Below are 20,818 nucleotides of genomic sequence, written 5' to 3' on the forward strand. Positions count from 1 at the left end.
CATTGTTATAATGAATGAGACTTGAAAACCGTATATAGGAGACTTGCATATGATGTGGCTTCAGAAGATGAACCAAGTGTTGGGGAGAATCATGCCGCTTTTGACTCCGTCAAGTGTGGCGGCGGGTGTGCTGTTATCTCAGCATATCAGCTGGATGGCCGGCGCTGTGCCGTGGATTTTTGCTTTTATTACATTTACGGGCAGTCTGAGTGCCAATTTTCAATCGCTGAAGCGAAGTATTGAGCAGCCGCTCCCGATGATCATGGCATTGTTTGTTCTGCATATTTTCATGCCTGTTTTTGCATGGGGAAGCGGTCATCTGATATTCAGCGGTGACCCTTTAACTGTGACGGGGCTGATAATGGGTGTGGTGGTTCCGACCGGAATTACGAGTTTGATTTGGGCCGCGATGTATAAGGGGAATGTCGGATTGACGCTGTCTATAATCCTGGTTGATACCGTACTGTCTCCTTTTATCGTGCCGCTGAGCCTTTCTGTCCTGGCCGGGGCAAATGTCCAGATGGATGTGTGGGGAATGATGAAAGGGCTTTTGGAAATGGTGGTGCTTCCGTCTATCGCAGGGATGATGGTCAACCAGTTTTCCCCGCCGGTCAGGACTCAGGCGATAAGCCGGACGCTGTCTCCTTTTTCAAAACTCTGTCTGATGATAGTCATTGCCATTAACAGTTCGGAAATCGCGCCGTATGTTACGCACTTGGATATCAAATTTGCGGGCATTGCGGCCGTGGTATTTTTTATTGCCATGACGGGTTATGCTGTGGCTTGGCTGATCGGAAGGCTGTTGAAGCGGAGCCAGGATGAAATTGTCTCTCTGATTTATACGGGAGGCATGCGCAATATCAGTGCTGGGGCCGTTCTCGCCGTTTCGTTTTTTCCGTCGCAAGTGGCGGTTCCGGTCGTCATCGGGATGCTTTTTCAGCAAATCCTTGCCGCTTTATTCGGCTATTTGCTGAGGCGCTTTGAACTTAAGCCGGTCGTTATGAAGTATGAAAAAAACCGCTCAGCCACGTGAGCGGTTTTTTCCGTACAGCCAGCTTAGAGCTGAAATGAATTGTCTTTTGAACGCTTCTTGATGGTGCACGGCGCCTCTTCAATCGTGAAACAGAGCTGAGAGTGAGAGAAGCCTTTTTGCCTCATGCTTTCATGCACGTCTCTATTTTGTCTGACCATAGTGTTTTGGATGTTGTTTTTATGCTCAGCTTCACGGCTGCCGACAGACATATAGATGCGCTGCCGTGTCTGCCGCAAAGGTGCGGAGCGGACATAGTCTGCCGATTTTTCATACCAGAAGGACCCGGAGATACAGCCGATTCTGCCGAATATCTCAGGCTTCTGTAACATCGCGTACATTGAAAACAATCCGCCTAATGACGCGCCGATCAGTCCTCTTGTTCCCGGGTCTGGAGACATGTGATGCATATCTTCAACCGTTGGGATGATGGTATTTGTCAGGTCTTCAAGAAAGAGGCTCCCTTTGCCGCCGAAATCATGAAACGCAGGGCTCAGGGAAGGCGCAGGCCATGGTGTGTACTCATCGAGCCTGTTATCCGGTTTGATGCCGGCGAAAATCAATTCAGGGAGTGTTCCGTTCGTAAATTGGAATTCAAGCTTCTCCATCTGCTCTAAAAACAAAACACCCCCATCAAGTACGTAAACCCAGGGTAAAGCCTTGGTTTGAACCGAATAGGAGGGAGGAAGATACACCGTGCATTCCTTTCCGTTTATCCGGTGTTCTGTGAGTGTGCCTCTCATGCATCCAATCCCTTTTTTTGCTTAAACAGCAGAAAAAAGAAATAAGGAACGCCGAGAATCGCCAGAATAATGCCCGCCGGCACTTCTGATGGCTGAAAAAACAATTTGCCCGCGAAATCGGCGGATATGACGAGAAGCATGCCGACCAGTCCGCTGACCGGTAATGAATATCTGTGTTCAATTCCGGCAAGCCTGCGGGAAATATGAGGCGCGATCAGTCCCACAAACGCCATGCTGCCCGCTGCGGTCACACATGCGCTGATCAGAGCGATGCAGGCAACGAGTAAAATGGTTTTTTCTTTATTGGATGAAACACCGAGGCTTTTCACCGTGTCCTCATCGAAACGTATGGTATCCAGCAATGACGTTTTCGCCATCAGCAGAGGGATGAACACGATCAGCCACGGCAGTATCGCCGTAATGGTCATCCAGTTTGCCGACCAGATGCTGCCGTTCTTCCAGACCATCGCCATCTCATAGTCCTGCGGGTCCATTTTTAATGAAAGAAATAGAGACAGCGCGCTGAATCCGGAATTCATGGCGATTCCGACGAGAATAATTCTGCCGGATTCCAAATGGCCCCGGTGCCAGGCGAAAATATAAATCAGCACGGCCGCCATCAATCCTCCGATGAGGCCAAAGACAGGCATGCCCATGGCGGAGGCAAGCGCCGTCGCTTCAGATTGCCCCTGAAACAGAAGCATAAACGCGACGATTCCCGCTCCGGCTCCGGCATTGATGCCTAAAATACCGGGATCGGCCAGCCCGTTCTTGGTAATGGCCTGAATAACGGTTCCGGCTATCCCCAAACCGAGTCCGATGGCAGCCGCCATGACAATGCGCGGCAGCCTCAGCTGAAACAGCAAAATTTCATATTGAGGATTCGGATGGATGTGGAAAAGCGTGCTGAGCAGTTCACCCGGCTTTGCGGAAAAAGAACCGCTTGTCATGCTGAAATAGCTTACGAGCAGTATGAGAACAATCAGTATGAGATAAATTCCGGCCATTTTACGCACCGCGCTGATCCCCTCCTTTTCTTTTAATCAAATAAAGAAAGAAAGGAACACCGATGATAGAAGTAACAACTTCAATAGGTGTCTCAAACGGATAATTGATCAATCGGCTGGCAAGATCGCAAAGGGTCAGGAAGACGCCGCCGATGATGCACGCGCAGGGAATCAGCCTGCTGTAGTCTGATCCGACGAGAAAGCGTGTGATGTGCGGAACGACCAAACCGACAAAGGCAATTTTTCCGGCGAGCGCCACCGAGCTTCCGGTCAATATGACAACGGCCGCCATCGCCATGAGTTTGATAGTTCTTTTCTGCTGTCCCAAACTTTTTGAAATGTCGTCTCCTAATGATACGGCTGTGACCTTTTTGCTGAGAATCATGGCTGTGATGATTCCGATAGCGAAAAACGGGACGGCCAGTTTCAAAAAATCAGGGTTCATTTGATGCAGTCTCGCGCTGTACCAAAAACTGAGATCCTGCGAGATTTGAAAATAAATCGAAAGCGCAGCCGACAGACTGCTGAGAAGCATACTGGTCACCGTTCCGATAATGGCAAGCTGCACCGGGGTAAAACCGCCGGGGAGAATGGAGGCCAGCCCGAAAACAAGGGCGGCGCCGAAAGCGGAACCGATGAACGAGTATATGATCATTTCAATGGATGTCGATTGAGGGAGCAATACCATGCAAAGGGTAATGATAAAAGCGGAGCCATCCGACACACCCATGATCGAAGGCGAGGCCAGATAGTTCCGTGTGATTCCCTGCATGAGCGCTCCGGAAACAGCAAGGGCGGCGCCGATAAACATCGCGCCGGCAGCCCTTGGGATTCTTGAATGCCATATGATCTGATGGTCGGTATTCTCCGGATTAAAGTGCAGCAATGCGGAGAACACGGTATGGACGTCAAGCTGCTTTGCGCCATATAAAACGGAAAGCAGCAGCGACAGAACAATGGCAATCGGTGAAGCGATGATAATAATGTGTGTCCGCCGTTTTGCATACATGTGAAAAACCTACTCTTTATTAGTCTTGAGTCAACTTATCAGCCGCAACCTGTAAGAAGCGGATTTTACTCCAAGCGGTTCCGCCTTGAGCTAATGGATCAATCGTATTGACGTATACATGGTCTTTTTTGACTGCCGTCAGGCTCTTCCAGATCGGATTTTTCTCTAAATCTTTCAATGCGTCCGGTTTATCCGCGTTTTCATCATCAGAGAATTGTACAAAGATATGGTCGGGATTCATTTCGCTTAATTTTTCAAGAGAAATCAGTTCCTGCGCTTTCGCCGCCTTGACTTCGGCCGGCGCCTTCAGACCTAAATCACCGTAAAGCGTGGAGTTGAAATAAACTTGTTCAGGGTAAATATAAATATTGCCTTGTCTGATTCTGATAACCAGCGCGTTTGACTGTTTCGCTTTGCTGTTGATCTTTGTTTTTGTCTTTTTCAGATCCTGCTCGTAATCGGCAATGATTTCTTTCGCTTTTTTCTCTTTACCGGTAAGCTGGGCGAGCAGCATCATGTTTTCTTTCCAGTTTGATGAGATATGAGAGACAGGAATGGTCTCAGCGGTGCCGCTCAATTTTTTCAATGTTTTTTCCGGGAATTTGGTTGATGCCAGAATGACGTCCGGCTGCAGCTCAAGAATTTTTTCCATATTCGGCTGCATTTTTTCACCGGTTGATACGGATTTATCTGTAATATCTTTAAACAGTTCCGGGAATTTGCCGGAGAATGAAATCGCTCCTGCCGGATGGACGTCGAGTAATTTGGCGTCTTCCATTGACTCTACGCTGCCTGTAATGGCGATTTTGTCAGTCGGCGCTTTGACTTCATATGTTTTTCTGAGATATTCGATTTTCTTTTTATCTGAAGAAGCGTCCTTTCCTTTACTTGCTGTATCAGATGTTTCTGAGCTTCCGCAAGCCGCGGCCGTGAAAGCCAAAAGCAAAATCATGAAAGCGAATGCCAATTTCTTCATCTATTGTTCCTCCTGTTCAATTGATAACTATTATCAATTGGAATTATAGAGAATGAACAGAGATAAGACCATGGACAATTTCCGGTATTACCATGGACGATCTTCGGAAAAAATGGAAATGCTTTGCTCAATGATCCGCTGATGGCCGCTTGGAGAATATTCAATCCACGGGTCGGATGAAATGGGAAACACGCGTTTATTGCTGACGGCTCTAAGGTTCTGCCATATCTCGGTCTGCTGAATGCGCTGAAAATAGCGAAGTGTTTCCGGTTCTTTGCAAGTAAACAGCATGATGCAGTCAGCTTGGCAATCCGCCAGCATGTCCAATGAAATCTTTTCGTCAGGAGCAAAGGATTCCGGTTTTGCGGAGGCAAAGCCTAAATCGCCGAAGAAGACTTCCTCAATGCTGTTGTTATGGGCGATATACATATTTTCTTTGTACACACGGACAAATAAGAAACGCTGATGCCGCAAGTGTTGAAGCGAATCCTTCGCTGATTGCGCAAGGCTTTGATAGGCTTCAAGCCAATGCTTTGCTTCCTGTTCTTCATTCAGGTAAGCGGCTGTGCGCAGAAACTGATCTCTCCAATTGTCTTGAGTCGGCAGGTAGAAAACTTCGGTGATATCATTCAGGCGCTGTTTTTCTTCTTCACTGACAGAATCCAGACTGAAAATGATGTCAGGCGCAGCTTGAGACAGCGTATGTAAGTTCTCTTCCCAATCTGCGTTGTAGCGGTAAGCGCTCAGGTGAACGGGAATGTCGGAAGAGAATTGTTTGTAATAATAGGCCGTCCATTTCGGGTGAAGCGCCGCAGCGTAAGGCACGTGATGCAGCGGGATCAGATGCCCCATCATTTCTTTCCCGTACGCAGCCATTTTTGTGCGTCTTTTTTTCATATAGCTTGTAGGTGAGCTGCCTGTATGTTTTTTAAAGATGCGGCTGAAATAAAATTCGTCCTGGTAGCCGATTTGATGAGCGATTTCCCGCAGTTTGCAGCTGGCTTTGGCCATCAGCTTTTTTGCATTGGTCATGCGGATGTCTGTGATATATTCTGTTACGCTCTGCCCATATAGCTTTTTAAAGGATTCACTGTAATGCTTGGGGCTGATCCCCGCCATTTGCGCAAGCTGGGTGAGCGTGATTTTTGTGTCGAATTGTGCATGTATGAATTGTTTTGTCTGTTCGATCGCCGCTTTCGTATTGTTCTGATGACACACTTTTGCGGCATACAGGTCGTACATCAGCTGCTGAAAGTCGGCTGTTGATTTCATTTTCTGCAATGCGTCTGCTGATTGCACATTTTCGGAAAGTGACTGAAGCCTGCTTGTTAAATGTTCAACCGTCTGCAAATTCATTTGCTGGAGTCCGTGAAAGATGTCTCCCCCATTAACGGGAAGCATCGCTTCTTCGTCTGATAAATAGGAAAAAACACGCAGTCTGACGATATACAAATGGATGCCGTCTGACGGTATAGGGTCAATATTGAATGTCTCATCACGAGGACAGATGTAGAGTGTTTCCTTCTGGAGCGGGACGCTGTCTGTTCCGATATCAATTTTTCCCTCGCCTTTCACATGAAAGATCAGTACGGGGGAATCAGTGAGCTGATGCTCTGACAGAAGGTCGGCTGTTTTTTTTACGGAGATGATATCAATTGGGTGAAAGAATAATGTGTTTTTCATGAGAAACCACCTTTTAGGAAACATTCATTTAAATGATAACTGTTATCATTTGAATTGTACCAAATAAATGAATGTTTTCCTATAAAAAGGCGGAAATGCAAAACACGTCAAAATGTTACACGTGTAACACGAATCTTGTCAGTATATGAGGTATTGCTTTCTTACGGGCTCGAATTGATCAAGCCGGCGCTGATATGTGCTGATGATGTCTTGAATGGAAGCGCTTTGTTCTATTTTTTTGCGTACCCAGCCGTTGCCGATCAGCTTGTCAAAAGCTCCTGTCGGCAGGAATGAGAAGTCATTCGGATATAAGTCATGCATGGTTTTCAGAATGGAGAGCCCTGTTTTTACCGCTTCAAATGTGTTTCTGTTTGTTACGTAGACTTGTACGCCGTGGCATAGCTTGCCTTGATGCTTGGAGAAGCTGGGGATGAATGAAGCGGCTCTGAAGGTGACGCCGGGAAGCTTGAGGCTGTTAAGGCGTTCTTCAAGCTCTGTGCTCTTCATATAAGGCGCACCGATAAGTTCAAACGGCTTCGTCGTGCCTCTTCCTTCAGATACATTTGTGCCTTCAATTAAGCCTGTTGCCGAATATGCGAATATGCTGTCCGGGGTCGGGATGTTTGGCGAAGGGAGGACAAACGGCAGACCGGTATCTTCAATCGTCATCGTCCGTTTCCAGCGCTTCATCTTTACGACGGTGAGGTCGGCGCCAATATGAAACTCTTTATTGAATAAGAGAGCAAGCTCGCCGATGGTCATGCCGTGCTTCAGCGGGATTGGATAAAGTCCGACAAATGAAGCGTAATGAGGTTCAAGAACCGGGCCGTCCGGATTTCGTCCGCCTTGCGGATTCGGCCGGTCCAAGACATAGAAAGGAATGCCTTTTTCTTTGGCCGCTTCCATGGCATAGGCCATTGTATAAATGTAGGTGTAGTATCGCGTTCCGACATCCTGAATATCGAAAATCAGCACATCCGTATCTTTCAGCATGTCAGGCGTCGGTTTTCTCGTTTCTCCGTAAAGGCTGTAGACGGGAAGCCCTGTTTTTTCGTCTATATAGGATGTGACTTTGTCTCCGGCCTGAGCGTCCCCGCGAACACCGTGCTCCGGTCCGAATAATGCCGTCAAATGAATGTCTTGTGCCTCGTAAAGCACGTCAACGCTGCTTTTCAATGTTGAGTTCACACCGGTCGGATTGGTGATCAGCCCGATCCTTTTTCCCTTCAGTTCTTGTTTATAATCTTTCAGCAGGCGGTCGATGCCTGTTTCGATGCTTGGTTTCTTGGCAGTGTGTGAATTTCTGTCAGAAGCCGCCGAGACTGCCGTCATGGCACTGATGACGACTAATCCGGCGAGAAGCGCAGCCGTTTGTGTTTTCATGATCAGCCCTCCTGTTTAAAGCGGTTTTCCGTTTTTTAGATTAATTCCGAAGCCATAAGGGTACAGCGTCGTTCCCGGGTGAGTGACGGAAGGAATGTCAACGGGCAGCCTGCCTTTCGGTTTTGTCTGTCCGAATATCGCTTCAATGCCTGCCGGAATGTTTGGCTGAAGAAATTGTCCGTCTGCATATCCTTTAAAGCCGTAGACTGCAATAAGGGCTTCAGCTTCTTCAAAATTAGCGGCGTCGTAAGGATTACGAAGGCTCATCAGCACAAAGGGTTTATGGTTCGATTGTGCGGATTTCATGACGGCCCGCGGAAATGCGGTCGTCCACTTGCCGGGATCTGTGACAGAATCGTCAATGGTGCCGTCATTTACGACAGGGTCATTTTTCACGACATATGAGCCTGTAATGACGTAATCGGCGTCGGATACGAGCTTTTTATACTCATCATTAAATGTGCGCTCGGCGAAGTTCATTTTACTGATGGTTACCGGCCGGATCTCTTTCTTCTTGATGAGCTGCCGGATGGTTTGTTCCATGGATGCTGTTTGATCTTCATAAGGAGCGGCAATGAGAACGCGGCTGTTCTTTTTCGGTTTGAATGGAAGGGTACGGTTTTTGTTTTGTAAGACGGTGACGGATCTTTCCGCGATTTGTTTTTCAGCTTTCAGATGGTTTTTGCTTCCGACGGTTTGCTTTGCTTTTGCGACCTTCTTATTCAGACTTGTTTCTTTCGCGGGATATATACCTCTTTTTATTTTCAGGGAAATGATGCGTTCCGCCGATTTGTTAATTTGCTGAACCGGTATTTCCCCTTTCTGAACCGCCTTTTTTAAAGCGGCAAGAACTTGGGCAAAGCGGTTTTCCGTTTGCAGCGATGTCACTTGGGCCGGCATCAGAGCGATATCCACTCCTGCTTTTACGGCCATGACGACCGCCTCTTCCTGGCCGAAATGATCGGCAATGGCTTTCATATTTAATGCATCCGTGACAATGACGCCGTTAAATCCCATTTCCTCACGGAGAAGATGAGTCATCACTTTTTTCGAGAGTGTGGCGGGTACGAGGATGTCTGAACCGTCCAGTTTGCTTTTATAAGTTGTATCGTCAAAAGCGGGAAATTGCACATGGGCTGTCATGATCATATCGGCCCCGGCCTGAATGGCTTTCCGGAACGGATAAAGTTCAATCTGACGCAGCCTTTCTTGACTGTGGGTGACAAGCGGGAGGCCGTAGTGGCTGTCGACATCCGTATCGCCGTGTCCCGGGAAATGTTTGACGGCGGCAGCGACATCCTGTTTTTGCTGAGCCTTCATTGAGGCAAGGCCGAGTGATGCTGTCAGATCACGGTCTGAACTGAATGACCTGACGCCGATGACCGGATTTCCGGGATTATTATTGATATCGAGAACGGGAGCGAAATTCGTATTAATGCCAAGTGCCTTCAGTTCTTTCCCGATTATGGCGCCGGTCTGGGACGCGTAAGCTGTTTTTCTCGCGGCTCCGAGTGCCATATTGCCTGGGAAATGAGTGCCTTCACCAAGTCTTGTTACGATGCCGCCTTCTTGATCAATGCTTAATAAAAGTGGAATATCAGGGCTCGCCTTTTGAAAGGCATCTGTCAGGCGGACCGTTTGCTCAGTGCTTTTTACATTTTCTTCAAATAAGATAACGCCGCCGAACCGGTACTTTTGAATAAGCCCTGCGACTTCGTCATTCATTTGGGTAAGAGCCTGAGGGGATGACTGCCCCTTCTTTTGCCAATTTCGAAAATCAGGCATGAGCATCTGCCCCAGTTTTTCATCTAATGTCATGCGGGATACCGCTTGTTCCGCCTGTGACGGAATGTCCGGTTTTGTCGATGCATGATGTGTGCCGGAAACAATGAACAACAGTAATACAGCTGAGATGACAAGTTTCATAATGATGTCCTCCTGTCGTCATAGTGTAGACAAAAGACTTGGGGTGTCATTCAATGGCTTCGTAAATCGCCTTTACAACGCTGCCGTAGCTTCCGGTCGGGAAAAGATCCCCTTCGAAAACATTGGGGTTTTCACCGGGGCTGACGACGGGGGAATGCTTTTTGTTGGTCAAAAGTGCGATCCCCAGGTTATAAGCGGGGTCAATGATCGTGACGGTGCCGGTCCATCCGGTATGGCCGTAAGCCTGCCTGCTTGCATAAGGACCGAACATCCACTCCATATCAGGGCTGCCGTTTTTCCGCCAGCCGAGAGCGAAAGTCGGGTCAGATGAAGCCGTCGTTGTGAACAGATCAGCCGTTTGTTTATTGAAGAGAGAAACGTGTTTGTAAGTGCCGCCGTTCAGCATGACTTGAAGAAGGACGGCCATGTCATCAGCTCTGGAAAACAGTCCTGCATGGCCGGACACTCCTCCCATTGAGTAAAAAGCTTTTTCGTCGTGAACCTCCCCTTGCAGCGTATACGTCCTGATGTGAGGAAAATGGATGGCCCCGTCACGCGTGTTGCCTAAGCGTTCAGTGGCTGCGAATGCTTTTTCTTTGAAGCCTTTTTGCAGCGGATTGAACAGGGTATGCTTCAGTTTCAGCGGTTTATACAGTTCTTGCTCCGCATAAGCATTGAGGGTTTTTCCGGTTATGTTTTCAATGATGCATCCGAGAAGCATGTACCCGATATCACTGTATACGTGCTTTGTCCCCGGTTTGTATTCAAGCGGGATTTGGGTGAGAAAACGGATCGTTTTGTCCCGTTGTTGTGAATAAAAAGGGCCCGCCGTGTCAGGCTGATAGAAATAAAAACTTGCCGGAAGACCGGATTGATGCTGGAGCACATCAATGACGCGTATGCGGTCTTTCCCTTGAACCGGATCGCTTTTTCTGTCTTTGAAATCGGGAAGGTAAGCCGAGACTTTTTGATATACATCAAGCTTCCCCTGACTGACGAGGCGCTGTAATGCAAAATTCGCCGCGTACATTTTTGTATTGGAAGCTAAATCAAACATAGTTGATGTTTTCATTTTTTTCGGATGAGATAAAAGAACGTTTCCATCATATTTTTTGCTGTAGCCGTATGCTTTCTTTTTTATCACTCGTCCGTCCTTTACGACGACGAGGACGGCGCCCGGGAATCCTGCTGCAATGTCTTTTTCAATCATTTGATCAACCTTTCTGAGCTTTGCTGTATCGTATAATTTGGATTGGGCGAAGGCTTTGTGCTGCGGCAGAAAAGAAAAGCTGATGACCATTGTGAGTATGGCGGCTGCCAGTGTTTTCATATTCTGATTCCTCCCGGCTAATCAAATTCAGCAGCCATGTCATCCGTAAACCCGAAAGCATAAGTGAAGACAAAGCCCGCCGCGTAAGAGATGAAGAGACCGATGATATACAAAACGATCTGGGCCGGCTGTACGAGAAATGAGAGCGGAAGGCCGGAGACACCGATTGAAAAAGTGGCCACTTGAAAATGGGCTTGAAAGGCGCCGCCGATTCCCGCGCCCAAACACGCTGTTAAAAACGGCCGGCCGAGCGGGAGTGTGACGCCGAAGATGAGCGGCTCCCCGATTCCGAGCAGACCTGATGGAAGTCCGCCTCCAATCGCTCTTTTCAATGAGGCTTTTTTTGTTTTCATAAAGATGGCGAAGGCTGCGCCTACTTGACCTGCGCCTCCCATCGCGAGAATCGGGAGAAGCGGGTCATCTCCGATTGATCGGATTAATTCCAGATGCACGGGAGTCAAGCCCTGATGCAGCCCGGTGATGACAAGAGGCAGGAAGGCGGCCCCTAATACAAACCCCGACACTGCTCCCCCGACATTCAATAGCGACAATAAGCCTGATGTAATCAGATCAGAAATAAAACCGCCTACAGGGATAAAGACGACATATGTTACCAGCCCGGTGATAAGCAAAGACAATGTAGGCGTAACGATAATGTCGATGGATTGATGGACGTACTTTCTGATCAACCGCTCGGTATAAGCGATAAAAATCGCGGCGAAAAGCACGCCGATTAATCCTCCCCTGCCAGGGAGCAGATTCTCTCCGAACAAACTGATATTGGCGATCTCAGGGTTAAGGATCAATATCCCCGCAAGGCCGCCCATCGCGGGTGTCCCGCCGAATTCCTTCGCCGCATTGATGCCGACAAGGACGCCGAGGTAAGCAAATAAGCCTGAACCGATAACCGTTAATATAAGCGCGATTTGGGATTCTTTCGGGAGCCAGCCGGCCTGAATGACGGCTTTCGTAATGCCGGTGATTAAACCTGATGCAATGAGTGCGGGAATAAGAGGAATGAAGATGCTTGATAGCTTTCTGAGAAACAGGGTGATGGGTGTTGTGTTTTTTCTGTTGAGATCAGCTTTTTTCCGTGAGGCGGCTTCTTTTAAATCAATGTTTTTTCCGGGTGACATAAGGTTTGCGAAAGCGTCGGCGACATGATTGACGACACCCGCGCCGAGAATGATCTGCAGGGTTTCGGCCTCGACGACGCCTATTACTCCGTCAAGCCGTTTCAGCGCTTCAATATCCGTTTTGTCCTGATCAAAAGGTGTAATTCTTAAGCGTGTCATACAATGGGTAAAGCCTGAAATATTGGATGAACCGCCGCAATTGTCCAGAATATCTTTGGCCAGCGCATGATAAAATGCCTCTTTGCTCATGGAAACCCTCCTCTTTCAGTACAATTTTCCCGCGGAGCTTTGCCTGAAACGCGTCTTAAAAGCGCCTGCGCCGATCATGAAAACGGCGCGGGCTCGTAAAGCACTTTATGATCATTGACTGGGGCGTTCTGACCAAGGGATGATCAGCGGTTTTTTTCTCTTGAAATATGCTGTTCAATGGCTTTGTCAATGAAGCCTTCTGCTTCTTTGAGAAGTGCTTTTGCGTGTGTTTCGTCCGAATTCGTCTTCAGCATGACGATCGCCGTTTTGACATGGCTGCCTGAGGCCTCAAGCGTTTCCCTTGCCTTGTCGTACGGCACGCCCGTGATGCTTTGGATGGTGCCGATTGCCCGTTCTTTCAATTTTTCATTGCTGACATGAACGTCCACCATTAAATTTTCGTACACTTTGCCGCTTTTAATCATCACGGCGGTGGAAATCATGTTCAGAATCATTTTATGTGCCGTCGCCGCTTTCATTCGTGTTGACCCTGTAATCACTTCGGGGCCGACGACAACTTCGATGCTGTGATCGGCATACGTGCTGATCAATGAGTGCTTATTGCATGTGAGCGCGACGGTTTTGGCGCCGATTGTTTTTGCATATTTCAGCGCACCGGCCGCATACGGAGTGCGCCCGCTTGCCGCGATGGCGATCACGGTATCGTCTTCGGTAAGCCCGATTGTCTTGAGATCAAGAGCGCCGGTTTCCTCGCTGTCTTCGATTCCTTCAGCCGCTTGCAAAAAGGCGTCTGCCCCTCCGGCCATCAGTCCGATGACGGTGTCGGGACTTACGCTGTATGTAGGCGGGCATTCAACCGCATCCAGTACACCAAGTCTGCCGCTTGTGCCCGCTCCCGCATAAATCAGCCTGCCGTTTCGCCGCAATGACTGATGGGCAAATTGAACGGCAATTTCAATATCAGGCAGCACCTGCTGAACGGCGTCCGCCACTTTGAAATCCTCTCGGTTAATGATGCGGAGGATTTCCATCGTGTCTGCTTGATGGATTGAAGCGGTCTCTGGATTTCTTGTTTCTGTGGTCAATCTGTGAATGTTAAGCCGGTCTGTCATGAATGTACCCTCCCAAGTCGTTATTACTTGAAGTATATGGGCTTCTGAATATATGTTTCAAGAAAAATCGGCAGGGAAAAGATGAATAATGAAACGCTTTCACAAAAAATGATGCAGAATGTGCTGTTCGCCGATCGGGCCGATCCTGCGCCGCCCTTTATCAATAAAACCGGAAGACCGGTACAAGTTCTGTGCACGATGATTGGATGATTCACTGCAAGCACGATTTCATCACACCAAGGGAAATAATTTGCGATAAAAGCGGGAAGCTGCAGCATCGCCTGTTTGGCATAACCTTTTCCCTGCTGTGACGCATGTAATGACAGCGCGCTCAGTAAAATGGCAGACACGTTGTTCGAATATGGGGCGATGGTTTCTTTTGAGGTATGTAAAATAAAAAAACCGACTGGGCTGTCTTCTTTTAAAATGACTGTGGGATAACGATCCCGGATGACAAGCGCCTGCGGCAGGACATCTTTCGGGAGAGCGGAGAACATTTTATCTTCTTCACTGAGTACAAACCCGTTCAGCCTGTCTGCATGCTCCGGTTTGTAAAAAGACAGGGTTACATCCATGATATCTTCTCTCCTTTTTTATAATTGATCCAGTTCATCTTCTGATAACACACGGCAGCCTGCCCGTTTTAAAAGAGCGGAAGTGATGCCGTCCCCGGTGATCTTTTTCCCTGAGAAAGTTCCGTCATAGATGAAGCTGCTTCCGCAGGATGGGCTGTTTTCTTTAAGGATGACCGTGCCGGCGCCTATTTCTTTTGCGTATGCCAGTGTTTTTTCCGCGCCGGCCATATATAAAGCGGTAACGTCTTCACCAGATGCCGTTACGATTTTCGCCGTTCCGTTCAGCACATCTTCGCCCGTGCCGCCGATGATTTCCGCCGGTTCGCGGGGAGTGGTGAAGCCGCCCAAAAGTTCAGGGCAGACCATAACAGCTTTCTTTTCATCCACGAGTCTGAGGATTTTTTCCGAAGCGGCGTGGGAGCCGTTATACCTGCATTCGATACCGCCGAGACAAGAGCTGACTAAGATCATCTGTGTCCATTCCCTTCAATATTTATGATACCTCCATCTTAAATGAAATAAGAAAGAAGGGATGAGTTTTTCAGTTAAAAAACGGGTAAAAAAGTTTGAAAATAAAAAAAATAATTTTTCTCTTTACAAATAGGGTACAACCTGTATATAATAACTTTTGTCAGCTCGACGCGGACACAACGGCCCGTTGGTCAAGCGGTTAAGACACCGCCCTTTCACGGCGGTAACACGGGTTCGAATCCCGTACGGGTCATATGGAGGATTAGCTCAGCTGGGAGAGCATCTGCCTTACAAGCAGAGGGTCGGCGGTTCGAGCCCGTCATCCTCCACCATATTTGCCGGCCTAGCTCAATTGGTAGAGCAACTGACTTGTAATCAGTAGGTTGGGGGTTCAAGTCCTCTGGCCGGCACTGTTTTTCTGAAAAATACGGAGGGGTAGCGAAGTGGCTAAACGCGGCGGACTGTAAATCCGCTCCCTCAGGGTTCGGCGGTTCGAATCCGTCCCCCTCCACCATTTTTGGGCTATAGCCAAGCGGTAAGGCAACGGACTTTGACTCCGTCATGCGTTGGTTCGAATCCAGCTAGCCCAGTCTCAGACACCTTTTGCATAAGGTGTCTTTTTTTATGTATCGGTGCTTTACCTCGATTTCCAATTGTTCATCAGATATACTATTTTTAAGCTGCTGTTAAGGCAGTATATTCTGTATTTTCCATCTACACCCTGCCTGAAATTTGGTAAAATAAATGTAATAAAAAAATGAAACCTTTTAAAACAATCAACGTATAGATACAGACCGGTGAAGGGCAGAGGTAAGATAAAACATGGAAAACCTGATTAAAAAAAGAATTAAGCAAGTCAAAAAAGGCGATCAAAATGCGTTTGCGGAAATCGTTGACCTTTATAAAGATAAGATTTACCAGCTTTGCTACCGCATGCTCGGCAATGTCCACGAAGCGGAAGATATTGCGCAGGAGGCTTTTATCAGAGCGTATGTCAATATCGACAGTTTCGATATCAACAGAAAGTTTTCAACGTGGCTTTACAGAATTGCGACCAACCTGACCATTGACCGCATCCGCAAGAAAAAGCCTGATTACTATCTGGACGCAGAAGTGGCGGGAGCAGAAGGGCTGACGATGTATTCGCAGATCGCTGCGGATGGGGTTCTCCCTGAAGACGCCGTATTGTCATTGGAGCTGTCTGACACAATTCAGAAAAAGATTTTAAAGCTGCCTGACAAGTACAGAACGGTTATTGTATTAAAGTATATTGACGAACTCTCTTTAATTGAAATCGGGGAGATTCTGAATATCCCTGTCGGCACCGTCAAGACAAGGATTCACAGAGGCAGAGAGGCTCTTAGAAAACAATTGAGAGATCTTTAAGTGGGGTGATGAAATGAGCTGTCCTGAACAGATCGTGCAGCTTATGCATAAGCATCTTGATGGAGATATCCTTCCTGAAGATGAAAACGTATTAAAACAACATTTGCGGTCATGCGAGAATTGCAAGCGGCATTTCCATGAAATGGAGAAATCCGTAGCGCTCGTCCGAAGCACATCGCATGTCACAGCCCCTGCTGATTTTACTGCCAAAGTTATGGCGAATCTTCCAAAAGAGAAAAAGCGCGCTTCTGTTAAACGATGGATCAAAACTCATCCGATCATTGCAGCCGCAGCGGTTTTTGTGATTTTAATGGGCGGCGGTTTTTTCAACAGCTGGCATAACGACCACAATTTCAGTGTGTCCAAGCAGCCGAACCTTGTCGTACAGAATCACACGGTCACCGTCCCTGAAGGCGAGACCGTAAAGGGTGATGTCACAGTAAAAAACGGCAAGCTGGTCATTAAAGGTAAGGTCGACGGCAATGTGACCGTCGTCAACGGAGAAAAATACATGGCCTCAGCCGGACAAGTCACCGGGCAGATTGAAGAAATTAACCAATTGTTTGACTGGGTCTGGTACGAACTGAAATCGGCGGGTCAGGGCGTTGTGAGCGCTTTAGACCCGAATGAAGATGAGTAAAGCGTATAATCGCTTTACTCTTTTTTTACGGATTGCCACGCTGGCTCATTTCACTTGAGAAATCAAAATGTGGTATAATGAGCACGCTATATGATGTACATATTGCTCATGCAGCACAATTCATAACGGAAAAACGAAATGACTGAATTCTTGGAGGACGAGGAAATGGCTTTTGAGGACATCCCATTTTTGCAATACCTCGGCAATGCCGTTGATATTCTCCTTGTTTGGTATGTGATATATAAATTAATCATGGTCATACGCGGAACGAAGGCGGTTCAGCTTTTAAAAGGAATCGTCGTCATCGTATTGGTCCGGATGGCCAGTTCATATTTGGGACTCAGCACGCTTCAATGGCTGATGGACCAAGCGATAACATGGGGATTTTTAGCGATTATCATTATATTCCAGCCGGAGCTGAGGCGGGCGCTTGAACAGCTCGGACGGGGCCGGTTCTTTTCAAGGAGCGGCACCCCCGTGGAGGAAGCACAGCATAAGACAATTGAAGCGATTACAAAATCGATCAGCTACATGGCGAAACGCCGCATCGGCGCTCTCATCGCCATCGAGCGCGACACGGGAATGGGCGATTATATTGAGACGGGCATCCCGCTTAATGCGCAGGTCAGCTCGGAGCTTTTGATAAATATCTTCATTCCGAATACGCCGCTGCACGATGGAGCGGTCATTATGAAAAATAACGAGATTGCGGCTGCTGCCTGTTATCTGCCGCTTTCTGAAAGCCCGTTTATTTCAAAGGAGCTGGGGACGCGGCACAGAGCGGCTGTCGGCATCAGTGAAGTGACGGACAGCTTAACCATTATCGTATCCGAAGAGACGGGCGCCATCAGTGTGGCCAAAAACGGAGACCTTCGCAGAGAATTGACGGAAGAAGCACTGAAAGAAATGCTTGAAGCCGAGTTTAAGAAAAACGCCAGAGATACTTCTTCTAACCGCTGGTACTGGAGGGGCAAGAAAAATGGATAAATTCTTAAACAACCGCTGGGCTGTAAAGATCATTGCATTGCTCTTTGCGCTCCTGCTTTATGTGGCGGTTAACAACAACCAGGCGCCGACTCCGAAAAAGCCGGGGGAATCCTTTTTTCCGACATCAACGACTGACGAGGCTACGCTTACTGATATTCCTGTAAAAGCGTACTATGATGAAGCGAATTACGTAGTCACCGGCGTGCCCCAGACCGTAAATGTCACGATTAAAGGCTCGACAAGCGCGGTGAAAAAGGCGAGACAGACGAAGAATTTTGAGATATACGCTGATATGAATAAGCTGAAGACCGGGACTCATAAGGTCGAATTGAAGGCGAAAAATGTATCGGACGGACTGACGATATCCATTAACCCGTCAGTCACGACGGTTACGATTCAGGAAAAAACGGCTGAAAGTTTTCCGGTTGAAGTTGAATACTACAATAAAAGCAAAATGAAAAAGGGATATACGCCCCAGCAGCCGATTATCAGCCCGAAAAACGTACAGATTACGGGTTCGAAAAATGTGATTGACAACATTTCGCTTGTCAAAGCATCCGTGAACCTTGAAAATGCAAATGAGACCATTGATAGGGAAGTGAAGGTGACCGTCTATGACAAAGACGGCAACGCACTTCCTGTTGATGTTGAACCGTCAGTCATTAAAGTGACGGTTCCCGTGGCCAGCCCGAGCAAAAAGCTCCCTTTCAAAATTGAAAGGAAGGGAAGTCTTCCTGACGGGGTGAGCATTGCGAGCATTGACTCGAATCCGAGTGAGGTGACGGTTTACGGCCCGCAGGATGTGCTGGATTCACTTGAATTTATCGACGGTGTATCTCTTGATTTAGACAAAATTGATAAAGATACGGATGTCGATGCCGACATCCCGCTTCCTAAGGGTGTCACAAAGGTGTCACCGGGGAAAATTACCCTTCATGTTAAGGTGGACAGTGAAGACAAAAAGGATTTTAGCAATGTCCCAATCAAGACGGTCGGACTGGGAGGCTCGCAGCGGATTGAGTTTCTCGACCCTGAATCGCGGGCGATCAATATTACGGCCAAAGGCTCTCCGTCCAACATTAAGGCGCTGAAAAAGTCGGACATTGAGCTGTATGCCAATGTCTCGGGCTTAGATGACGGAGAGCATTCTGTAAAGCTTGAAGTAAACGGGCCGCAAAATGTCACATGGTCCTTGTCAAAAGACACGGTTAAGATCAGGCTGACTTCTAAGAAAAACACAAGTTCAAATAAAAATGACGGCGGCTCCGCTGATTCCGGCAATAAAGACGGCACAAGCGGAGGCGCAGACAAAGACAAGAACCAGGAAGACACTGACAGCGATCAGAATAAAAGTCAAAACCAGGATCAAAATCAAGACCAGGATGAAGACGGATCAAGTGCTGATTCATCTTCAACAGAATGAAAAAGGAGCGATACAAAATGGGCAAGTATTTTGGAACAGATGGTGTAAGAGGTGTTGCCAACAGCGAGCTTACGCCAGAGCTGGCCTTTAAAGTGGGGCGTTTTGGCGGTTATGTCCTGACCAAAGATAAACAGCGCCCGAAAGTGCTGATCGGCCGCGATACACGTATCTCCGGACATATGCTGGAGGGAGCCCTTGTCGCCGGACTTTTATCGATCGGAGCTGAAGTGATGCGCCTCGGCGTTATTTCTACGCCGGGGGTATCCTATTTAACAAAAGCGATGGATGCTGAGGCGGGCGTCATGATTTCCGCTTCTCACAATCCCGTACAGGATAACGGAATTAAATTTTTCGGAGGAGACGGCTTTAAGCTTTCTGACGAGCAGGAGGCCGAGATTGAACGTCTCATGGATGAACCGGAAGACAAACTTCCGCGACCGACAGGCGCGGACCTCGGGCTTGTGAACGATTATTTTGAAGGCGTTCAAAAGTATCTGCAATTTTTAAAGCAGACGGCGGATGAGGATTTCACGGGCATTCACGTAGCGCTTGACTGCGCCCATGGTGCGACATCTTCCATTGCGACACACCTTTTTGCCGATCTTGATGCTGACGTGTCTACAATGGGAACGTCTCCGAACGGCTTAAATATTAATGACGGCGTCGGTTCTACACACCCGGAAGCGCTGAGTGCTTTCGTCAAAGAAAAAAATGCCGATATCGGCCTTGCGTTTGACGGAGACGGCGACCGCCTCATTGCCGTTGATGAAAAAGGAAACATCGTGGACGGCGATCAGATCATGTACATATGCGCGAAGTATTTGAAATCAGAAGGCCGTCTGAAGGATGATACAGTCGTATCAACCGTGATGAGCAACCTCGGTTTCTACAAAGCGCTTGAAAAAGAAGAAATCAAAAGCATCCAAACGGCAGTCGGTGACCGCTATGTCGTAGAAGCGATGAAAAAAGACGGCTATAATGTCGGCGGCGAGCAGTCAGGGCACCTTATTTTCCTTGATTACAACACTACCGGCGACGGGCTCTTATCGGCGATCATGCTTGTGAATACGCTGAAGGCATCGGGGAAAACCCTTTCAGAGCTTGCTGGTGAAATGAAAAAATTCCCGCAGCTTTTAGTAAACGTGAAAGTGACGGATAAATATAAGGTAGAAGAAAACGCTAAGGTGAAGGCCGTCATTTCTGAAGTGGAAAAAGAAATGAACGGAGACGGCCGGATTTTAGTGCGCCCGTCAGGCACCGAGCCGCTTGTCCGTGTAATGGCGGAAGCAAGAACAAAAGAGCTTTGTGACGAATATGTCACAAAAATCGTGGATGTCGTGCGGACAGAAATGGGAGCGGAATAGCGAAGTTTATAAACAGAGAGCGAACAAGACAAGTGAGATCAGCATAAAATGATAGTAACATGATGCCGGGACGGAAAAAAATAATTGACCGTCCTTGGCACATGTTGTAAAATCAAGCTTGTTCAGCCTTTGTTTTTCATTTATAGGAAAGGCGGCATTGTTTGCATCTTTCATAATTATAGCGCCCGAACTAAGCGCCCGAAAAACGGCTTAGTTGACGAGGATGGAGGTTATCGAATTTTCGGCGGATGCCTCCCGGCTGATTCATTTAGATCACAGCCGTAAGGATTTCTTTAAACCGGAGGGGCGACTCTCCGAACAAAGGGAAATCACATGATCTTCCAAAAAAACATGTGGGAGGGGACGATTGAAAGTCCCCTTGTAATCTGACTTTCTTCGTCTCCTTTTACACCTTTAGGAGGAAGAA

The 20,818-nt window shown here is 47.8% G+C and carries 16 protein-coding genes, 5 tRNA genes and 2 pseudogenes; 11 read left to right on the top strand and 12 right to left on the bottom strand.

The window, feature by feature from the left end:
* The first annotated feature begins 91 nt into the window (after window positions 1-91).
* The gene (locus ACW5MY_RS01025) at window positions 92-1,033 is read left to right on the top strand and encodes a bile acid:sodium symporter family protein (RefSeq protein WP_289394439.1); all 942 of its coding nucleotides are present in this window, start codon (window positions 92-94) and stop codon (window positions 1,031-1,033) included.
* On the opposite strand, the pseudogene ACW5MY_RS01030 reads toward ACW5MY_RS01025, so the two are convergent.
* The 12 genes and pseudogenes from ACW5MY_RS01030 to ACW5MY_RS01085 all read right to left on the bottom strand — a co-directional run bounded on the left by ACW5MY_RS01030 (window position 1,022) and on the right by ACW5MY_RS01085 (window position 14,591).
* Window positions 1,022-1,773 (bottom strand): annotated as a pseudogene (locus tag ACW5MY_RS01030) (alpha/beta hydrolase). The gene ACW5MY_RS01025 and the pseudogene ACW5MY_RS01030 overlap by 12 nt on opposite strands.
* Window positions 1,770-2,780, bottom strand: coding sequence for an iron ABC transporter permease FeuC (gene feuC, locus ACW5MY_RS01035; protein WP_038462564.1), 1,011 nt, complete (start codon window positions 2,778-2,780; stop codon window positions 1,770-1,772). Before feuC ends, ACW5MY_RS01030 begins: the two are co-directional and overlap by 4 nt.
* Before the next feature lies 1 nt (window position 2,781).
* Entirely contained in the window at window positions 2,782-3,789 is a 1,008-nt protein-coding gene (locus ACW5MY_RS01040) for a FecCD family ABC transporter permease (protein WP_014469629.1), read from the bottom strand.
* 19 nt (window positions 3,790-3,808) lie between these two features.
* Window positions 3,809-4,765 carry an iron-hydroxamate ABC transporter substrate-binding protein gene (locus ACW5MY_RS01045; protein ID WP_289394106.1) on the bottom strand — a complete coding sequence of 319 codons (957 nt, stop codon included), beginning with the start codon at window positions 4,763-4,765 and terminating at the stop codon, window positions 3,809-3,811.
* Window positions 4,766-4,852: 87 nt separating this feature from the next.
* Window positions 4,853-6,448, bottom strand: coding sequence for a bacillibactin transport transcriptional regulator Btr (gene btr, locus ACW5MY_RS01050; protein ID WP_289394107.1), 1,596 nt, complete (start codon window positions 6,446-6,448; stop codon window positions 4,853-4,855).
* A 138-nt stretch (window positions 6,449-6,586) separates the two neighbouring features.
* Window positions 6,587-7,831 carry an exo-beta-N-acetylmuramidase NamZ family protein gene (locus ACW5MY_RS01055; RefSeq protein WP_013350843.1) on the bottom strand — a complete coding sequence of 415 codons (1,245 nt, stop codon included), beginning with the start codon at window positions 7,829-7,831 and terminating at the stop codon, window positions 6,587-6,589.
* Between the two features lie 15 nt (window positions 7,832-7,846).
* A complete protein-coding gene (locus ACW5MY_RS01060) occupies window positions 7,847-9,757 on the bottom strand; it encodes a glycoside hydrolase family 3 protein (protein WP_013350844.1) in 1,911 nt (636 codons plus the stop codon).
* A gap of 46 nt (window positions 9,758-9,803) precedes the next feature.
* The gene (gene pbp4b, locus ACW5MY_RS01065) at window positions 9,804-11,087 is read right to left on the bottom strand and encodes a penicillin binding protein PBP4B (RefSeq protein WP_013350845.1); all 1,284 of its coding nucleotides are present in this window, start codon (window positions 11,085-11,087) and stop codon (window positions 9,804-9,806) included.
* Between the two features lie 17 nt (window positions 11,088-11,104).
* Entirely contained in the window at window positions 11,105-12,472 is a 1,368-nt protein-coding gene (locus ACW5MY_RS01070) for a PTS transporter subunit EIIC (protein WP_013350846.1), read from the bottom strand.
* A gap of 143 nt (window positions 12,473-12,615) precedes the next feature.
* The gene (gene murQ / locus ACW5MY_RS01075; protein ID WP_013350847.1) at window positions 12,616-13,545 is read right to left on the bottom strand and encodes an N-acetylmuramic acid 6-phosphate etherase; all 930 of its coding nucleotides are present in this window, start codon (window positions 13,543-13,545) and stop codon (window positions 12,616-12,618) included.
* 99 nt (window positions 13,546-13,644) lie between these two features.
* Window positions 13,645-14,120, bottom strand: a pseudogene (locus ACW5MY_RS01080) (GNAT family N-acetyltransferase).
* 18 nt (window positions 14,121-14,138) lie between these two features.
* A complete protein-coding gene (locus ACW5MY_RS01085) occupies window positions 14,139-14,591 on the bottom strand; it encodes a 2-thiouracil desulfurase family protein (protein ID WP_014471375.1) in 453 nt (150 codons plus the stop codon).
* A gap of 181 nt (window positions 14,592-14,772) precedes the next feature.
* On the opposite strand from ACW5MY_RS01085, the gene ACW5MY_RS01090 reads away from it, so the two are divergent.
* The 10 genes from ACW5MY_RS01090 (at window position 14,773) to glmM (ending at window position 20,391) form a co-directional block, all read left to right on the top strand.
* Window positions 14,773-14,844: transfer RNA gene (locus ACW5MY_RS01090), tRNA-Glu, on the top strand.
* A gap of 3 nt (window positions 14,845-14,847) precedes the next feature.
* Window positions 14,848-14,923 (top strand) — tRNA-Val (locus ACW5MY_RS01095).
* A gap of 5 nt (window positions 14,924-14,928) precedes the next feature.
* Window positions 14,929-15,001 (top strand) — tRNA-Thr (locus ACW5MY_RS01100).
* A gap of 19 nt (window positions 15,002-15,020) precedes the next feature.
* Window positions 15,021-15,105 (top strand) — tRNA-Tyr (locus tag ACW5MY_RS01105).
* 4 nt (window positions 15,106-15,109) lie between these two features.
* Window positions 15,110-15,181 (top strand) — tRNA-Gln (locus tag ACW5MY_RS01110).
* Between the two features lie 232 nt (window positions 15,182-15,413).
* Window positions 15,414-15,977 carry an RNA polymerase sigma factor SigW gene (sigW, locus tag ACW5MY_RS01115; protein WP_003156766.1) on the top strand — a complete coding sequence of 188 codons (564 nt, stop codon included), beginning with the start codon at window positions 15,414-15,416 and terminating at the stop codon, window positions 15,975-15,977.
* Window positions 15,978-15,990: 13 nt separating this feature from the next.
* Entirely contained in the window at window positions 15,991-16,617 is a 627-nt protein-coding gene (rsiW, locus tag ACW5MY_RS01120; protein ID WP_014469641.1) for an anti-sigma-W factor RsiW, read from the top strand.
* 165 nt (window positions 16,618-16,782) lie between these two features.
* A complete protein-coding gene (cdaA, locus tag ACW5MY_RS01125; protein ID WP_013350851.1) occupies window positions 16,783-17,604 on the top strand; it encodes a diadenylate cyclase CdaA in 822 nt (273 codons plus the stop codon).
* Window positions 17,597-19,027, top strand: coding sequence for a CdaR family protein (locus ACW5MY_RS01130; protein ID WP_013350852.1), 1,431 nt, complete (start codon window positions 17,597-17,599; stop codon window positions 19,025-19,027). The genes cdaA and ACW5MY_RS01130 overlap by 8 nt, the downstream gene beginning before the upstream one ends.
* 17 nt (window positions 19,028-19,044) lie before the next feature.
* Window positions 19,045-20,391: a phosphoglucosamine mutase gene (gene glmM, locus ACW5MY_RS01135; RefSeq protein ID WP_013350853.1), complete on the top strand. Its 1,347-nt coding sequence runs from the start codon at window positions 19,045-19,047 to the stop codon at window positions 20,389-20,391.
* The last annotated feature ends 427 nt before the right edge of the window (window positions 20,392-20,818 follow it).

The organism is Bacillus sp. Bwzl_19 (genome assembly GCF_054900515.1).

What these genes read in the sequence shown, in the direction of transcription:
- ACW5MY_RS01025 (WP_289394439.1), top strand. Translation starts at nt 92, where the DNA reads ATGCCGCTTTTGACTCCGTCAAGTGTGGCGGCGGGTGTGCTGTTATCT.
- feuC (WP_038462564.1), bottom strand. Translation starts at nt 2,780, where the DNA reads ATGGCCGGAATTTATCTCATACTGATTGTTCTCATACTGCTCGTAAGC.
- ACW5MY_RS01040 (WP_014469629.1), bottom strand. Translation starts at nt 3,789, where the DNA reads ATGTATGCAAAACGGCGGACACACATTATTATCATCGCTTCACCGATT.
- ACW5MY_RS01045 (WP_289394106.1), bottom strand. Translation starts at nt 4,765, where the DNA reads ATGAAGAAATTGGCATTCGCTTTCATGATTTTGCTTTTGGCTTTCACG.
- btr (WP_289394107.1), bottom strand. Translation starts at nt 6,448, where the DNA reads ATGAAAAACACATTATTCTTTCACCCAATTGATATCATCTCCGTAAAA.
- ACW5MY_RS01055 (WP_013350843.1), bottom strand. Translation starts at nt 7,831, where the DNA reads ATGAAAACACAAACGGCTGCGCTTCTCGCCGGATTAGTCGTCATCAGT.
- ACW5MY_RS01060 (WP_013350844.1), bottom strand. Translation starts at nt 9,757, where the DNA reads ATGAAACTTGTCATCTCAGCTGTATTACTGTTGTTCATTGTTTCCGGC.
- pbp4b (WP_013350845.1), bottom strand. Translation starts at nt 11,087, where the DNA reads ATGAAAACACTGGCAGCCGCCATACTCACAATGGTCATCAGCTTTTCT.
- ACW5MY_RS01070 (WP_013350846.1), bottom strand. Translation starts at nt 12,472, where the DNA reads ATGAGCAAAGAGGCATTTTATCATGCGCTGGCCAAAGATATTCTGGAC.
- murQ (WP_013350847.1), bottom strand. Translation starts at nt 13,545, where the DNA reads ATGACAGACCGGCTTAACATTCACAGATTGACCACAGAAACAAGAAAT.
- ACW5MY_RS01085 (WP_014471375.1), bottom strand. Translation starts at nt 14,591, where the DNA reads ATGATCTTAGTCAGCTCTTGTCTCGGCGGTATCGAATGCAGGTATAAC.
- sigW (WP_003156766.1), top strand. Translation starts at nt 15,414, where the DNA reads ATGGAAAACCTGATTAAAAAAAGAATTAAGCAAGTCAAAAAAGGCGAT.
- rsiW (WP_014469641.1), top strand. Translation starts at nt 15,991, where the DNA reads ATGAGCTGTCCTGAACAGATCGTGCAGCTTATGCATAAGCATCTTGAT.
- cdaA (WP_013350851.1), top strand. Translation starts at nt 16,783, where the DNA reads ATGGCTTTTGAGGACATCCCATTTTTGCAATACCTCGGCAATGCCGTT.
- ACW5MY_RS01130 (WP_013350852.1), top strand. Translation starts at nt 17,597, where the DNA reads ATGGATAAATTCTTAAACAACCGCTGGGCTGTAAAGATCATTGCATTG.
- glmM (WP_013350853.1), top strand. Translation starts at nt 19,045, where the DNA reads ATGGGCAAGTATTTTGGAACAGATGGTGTAAGAGGTGTTGCCAACAGC.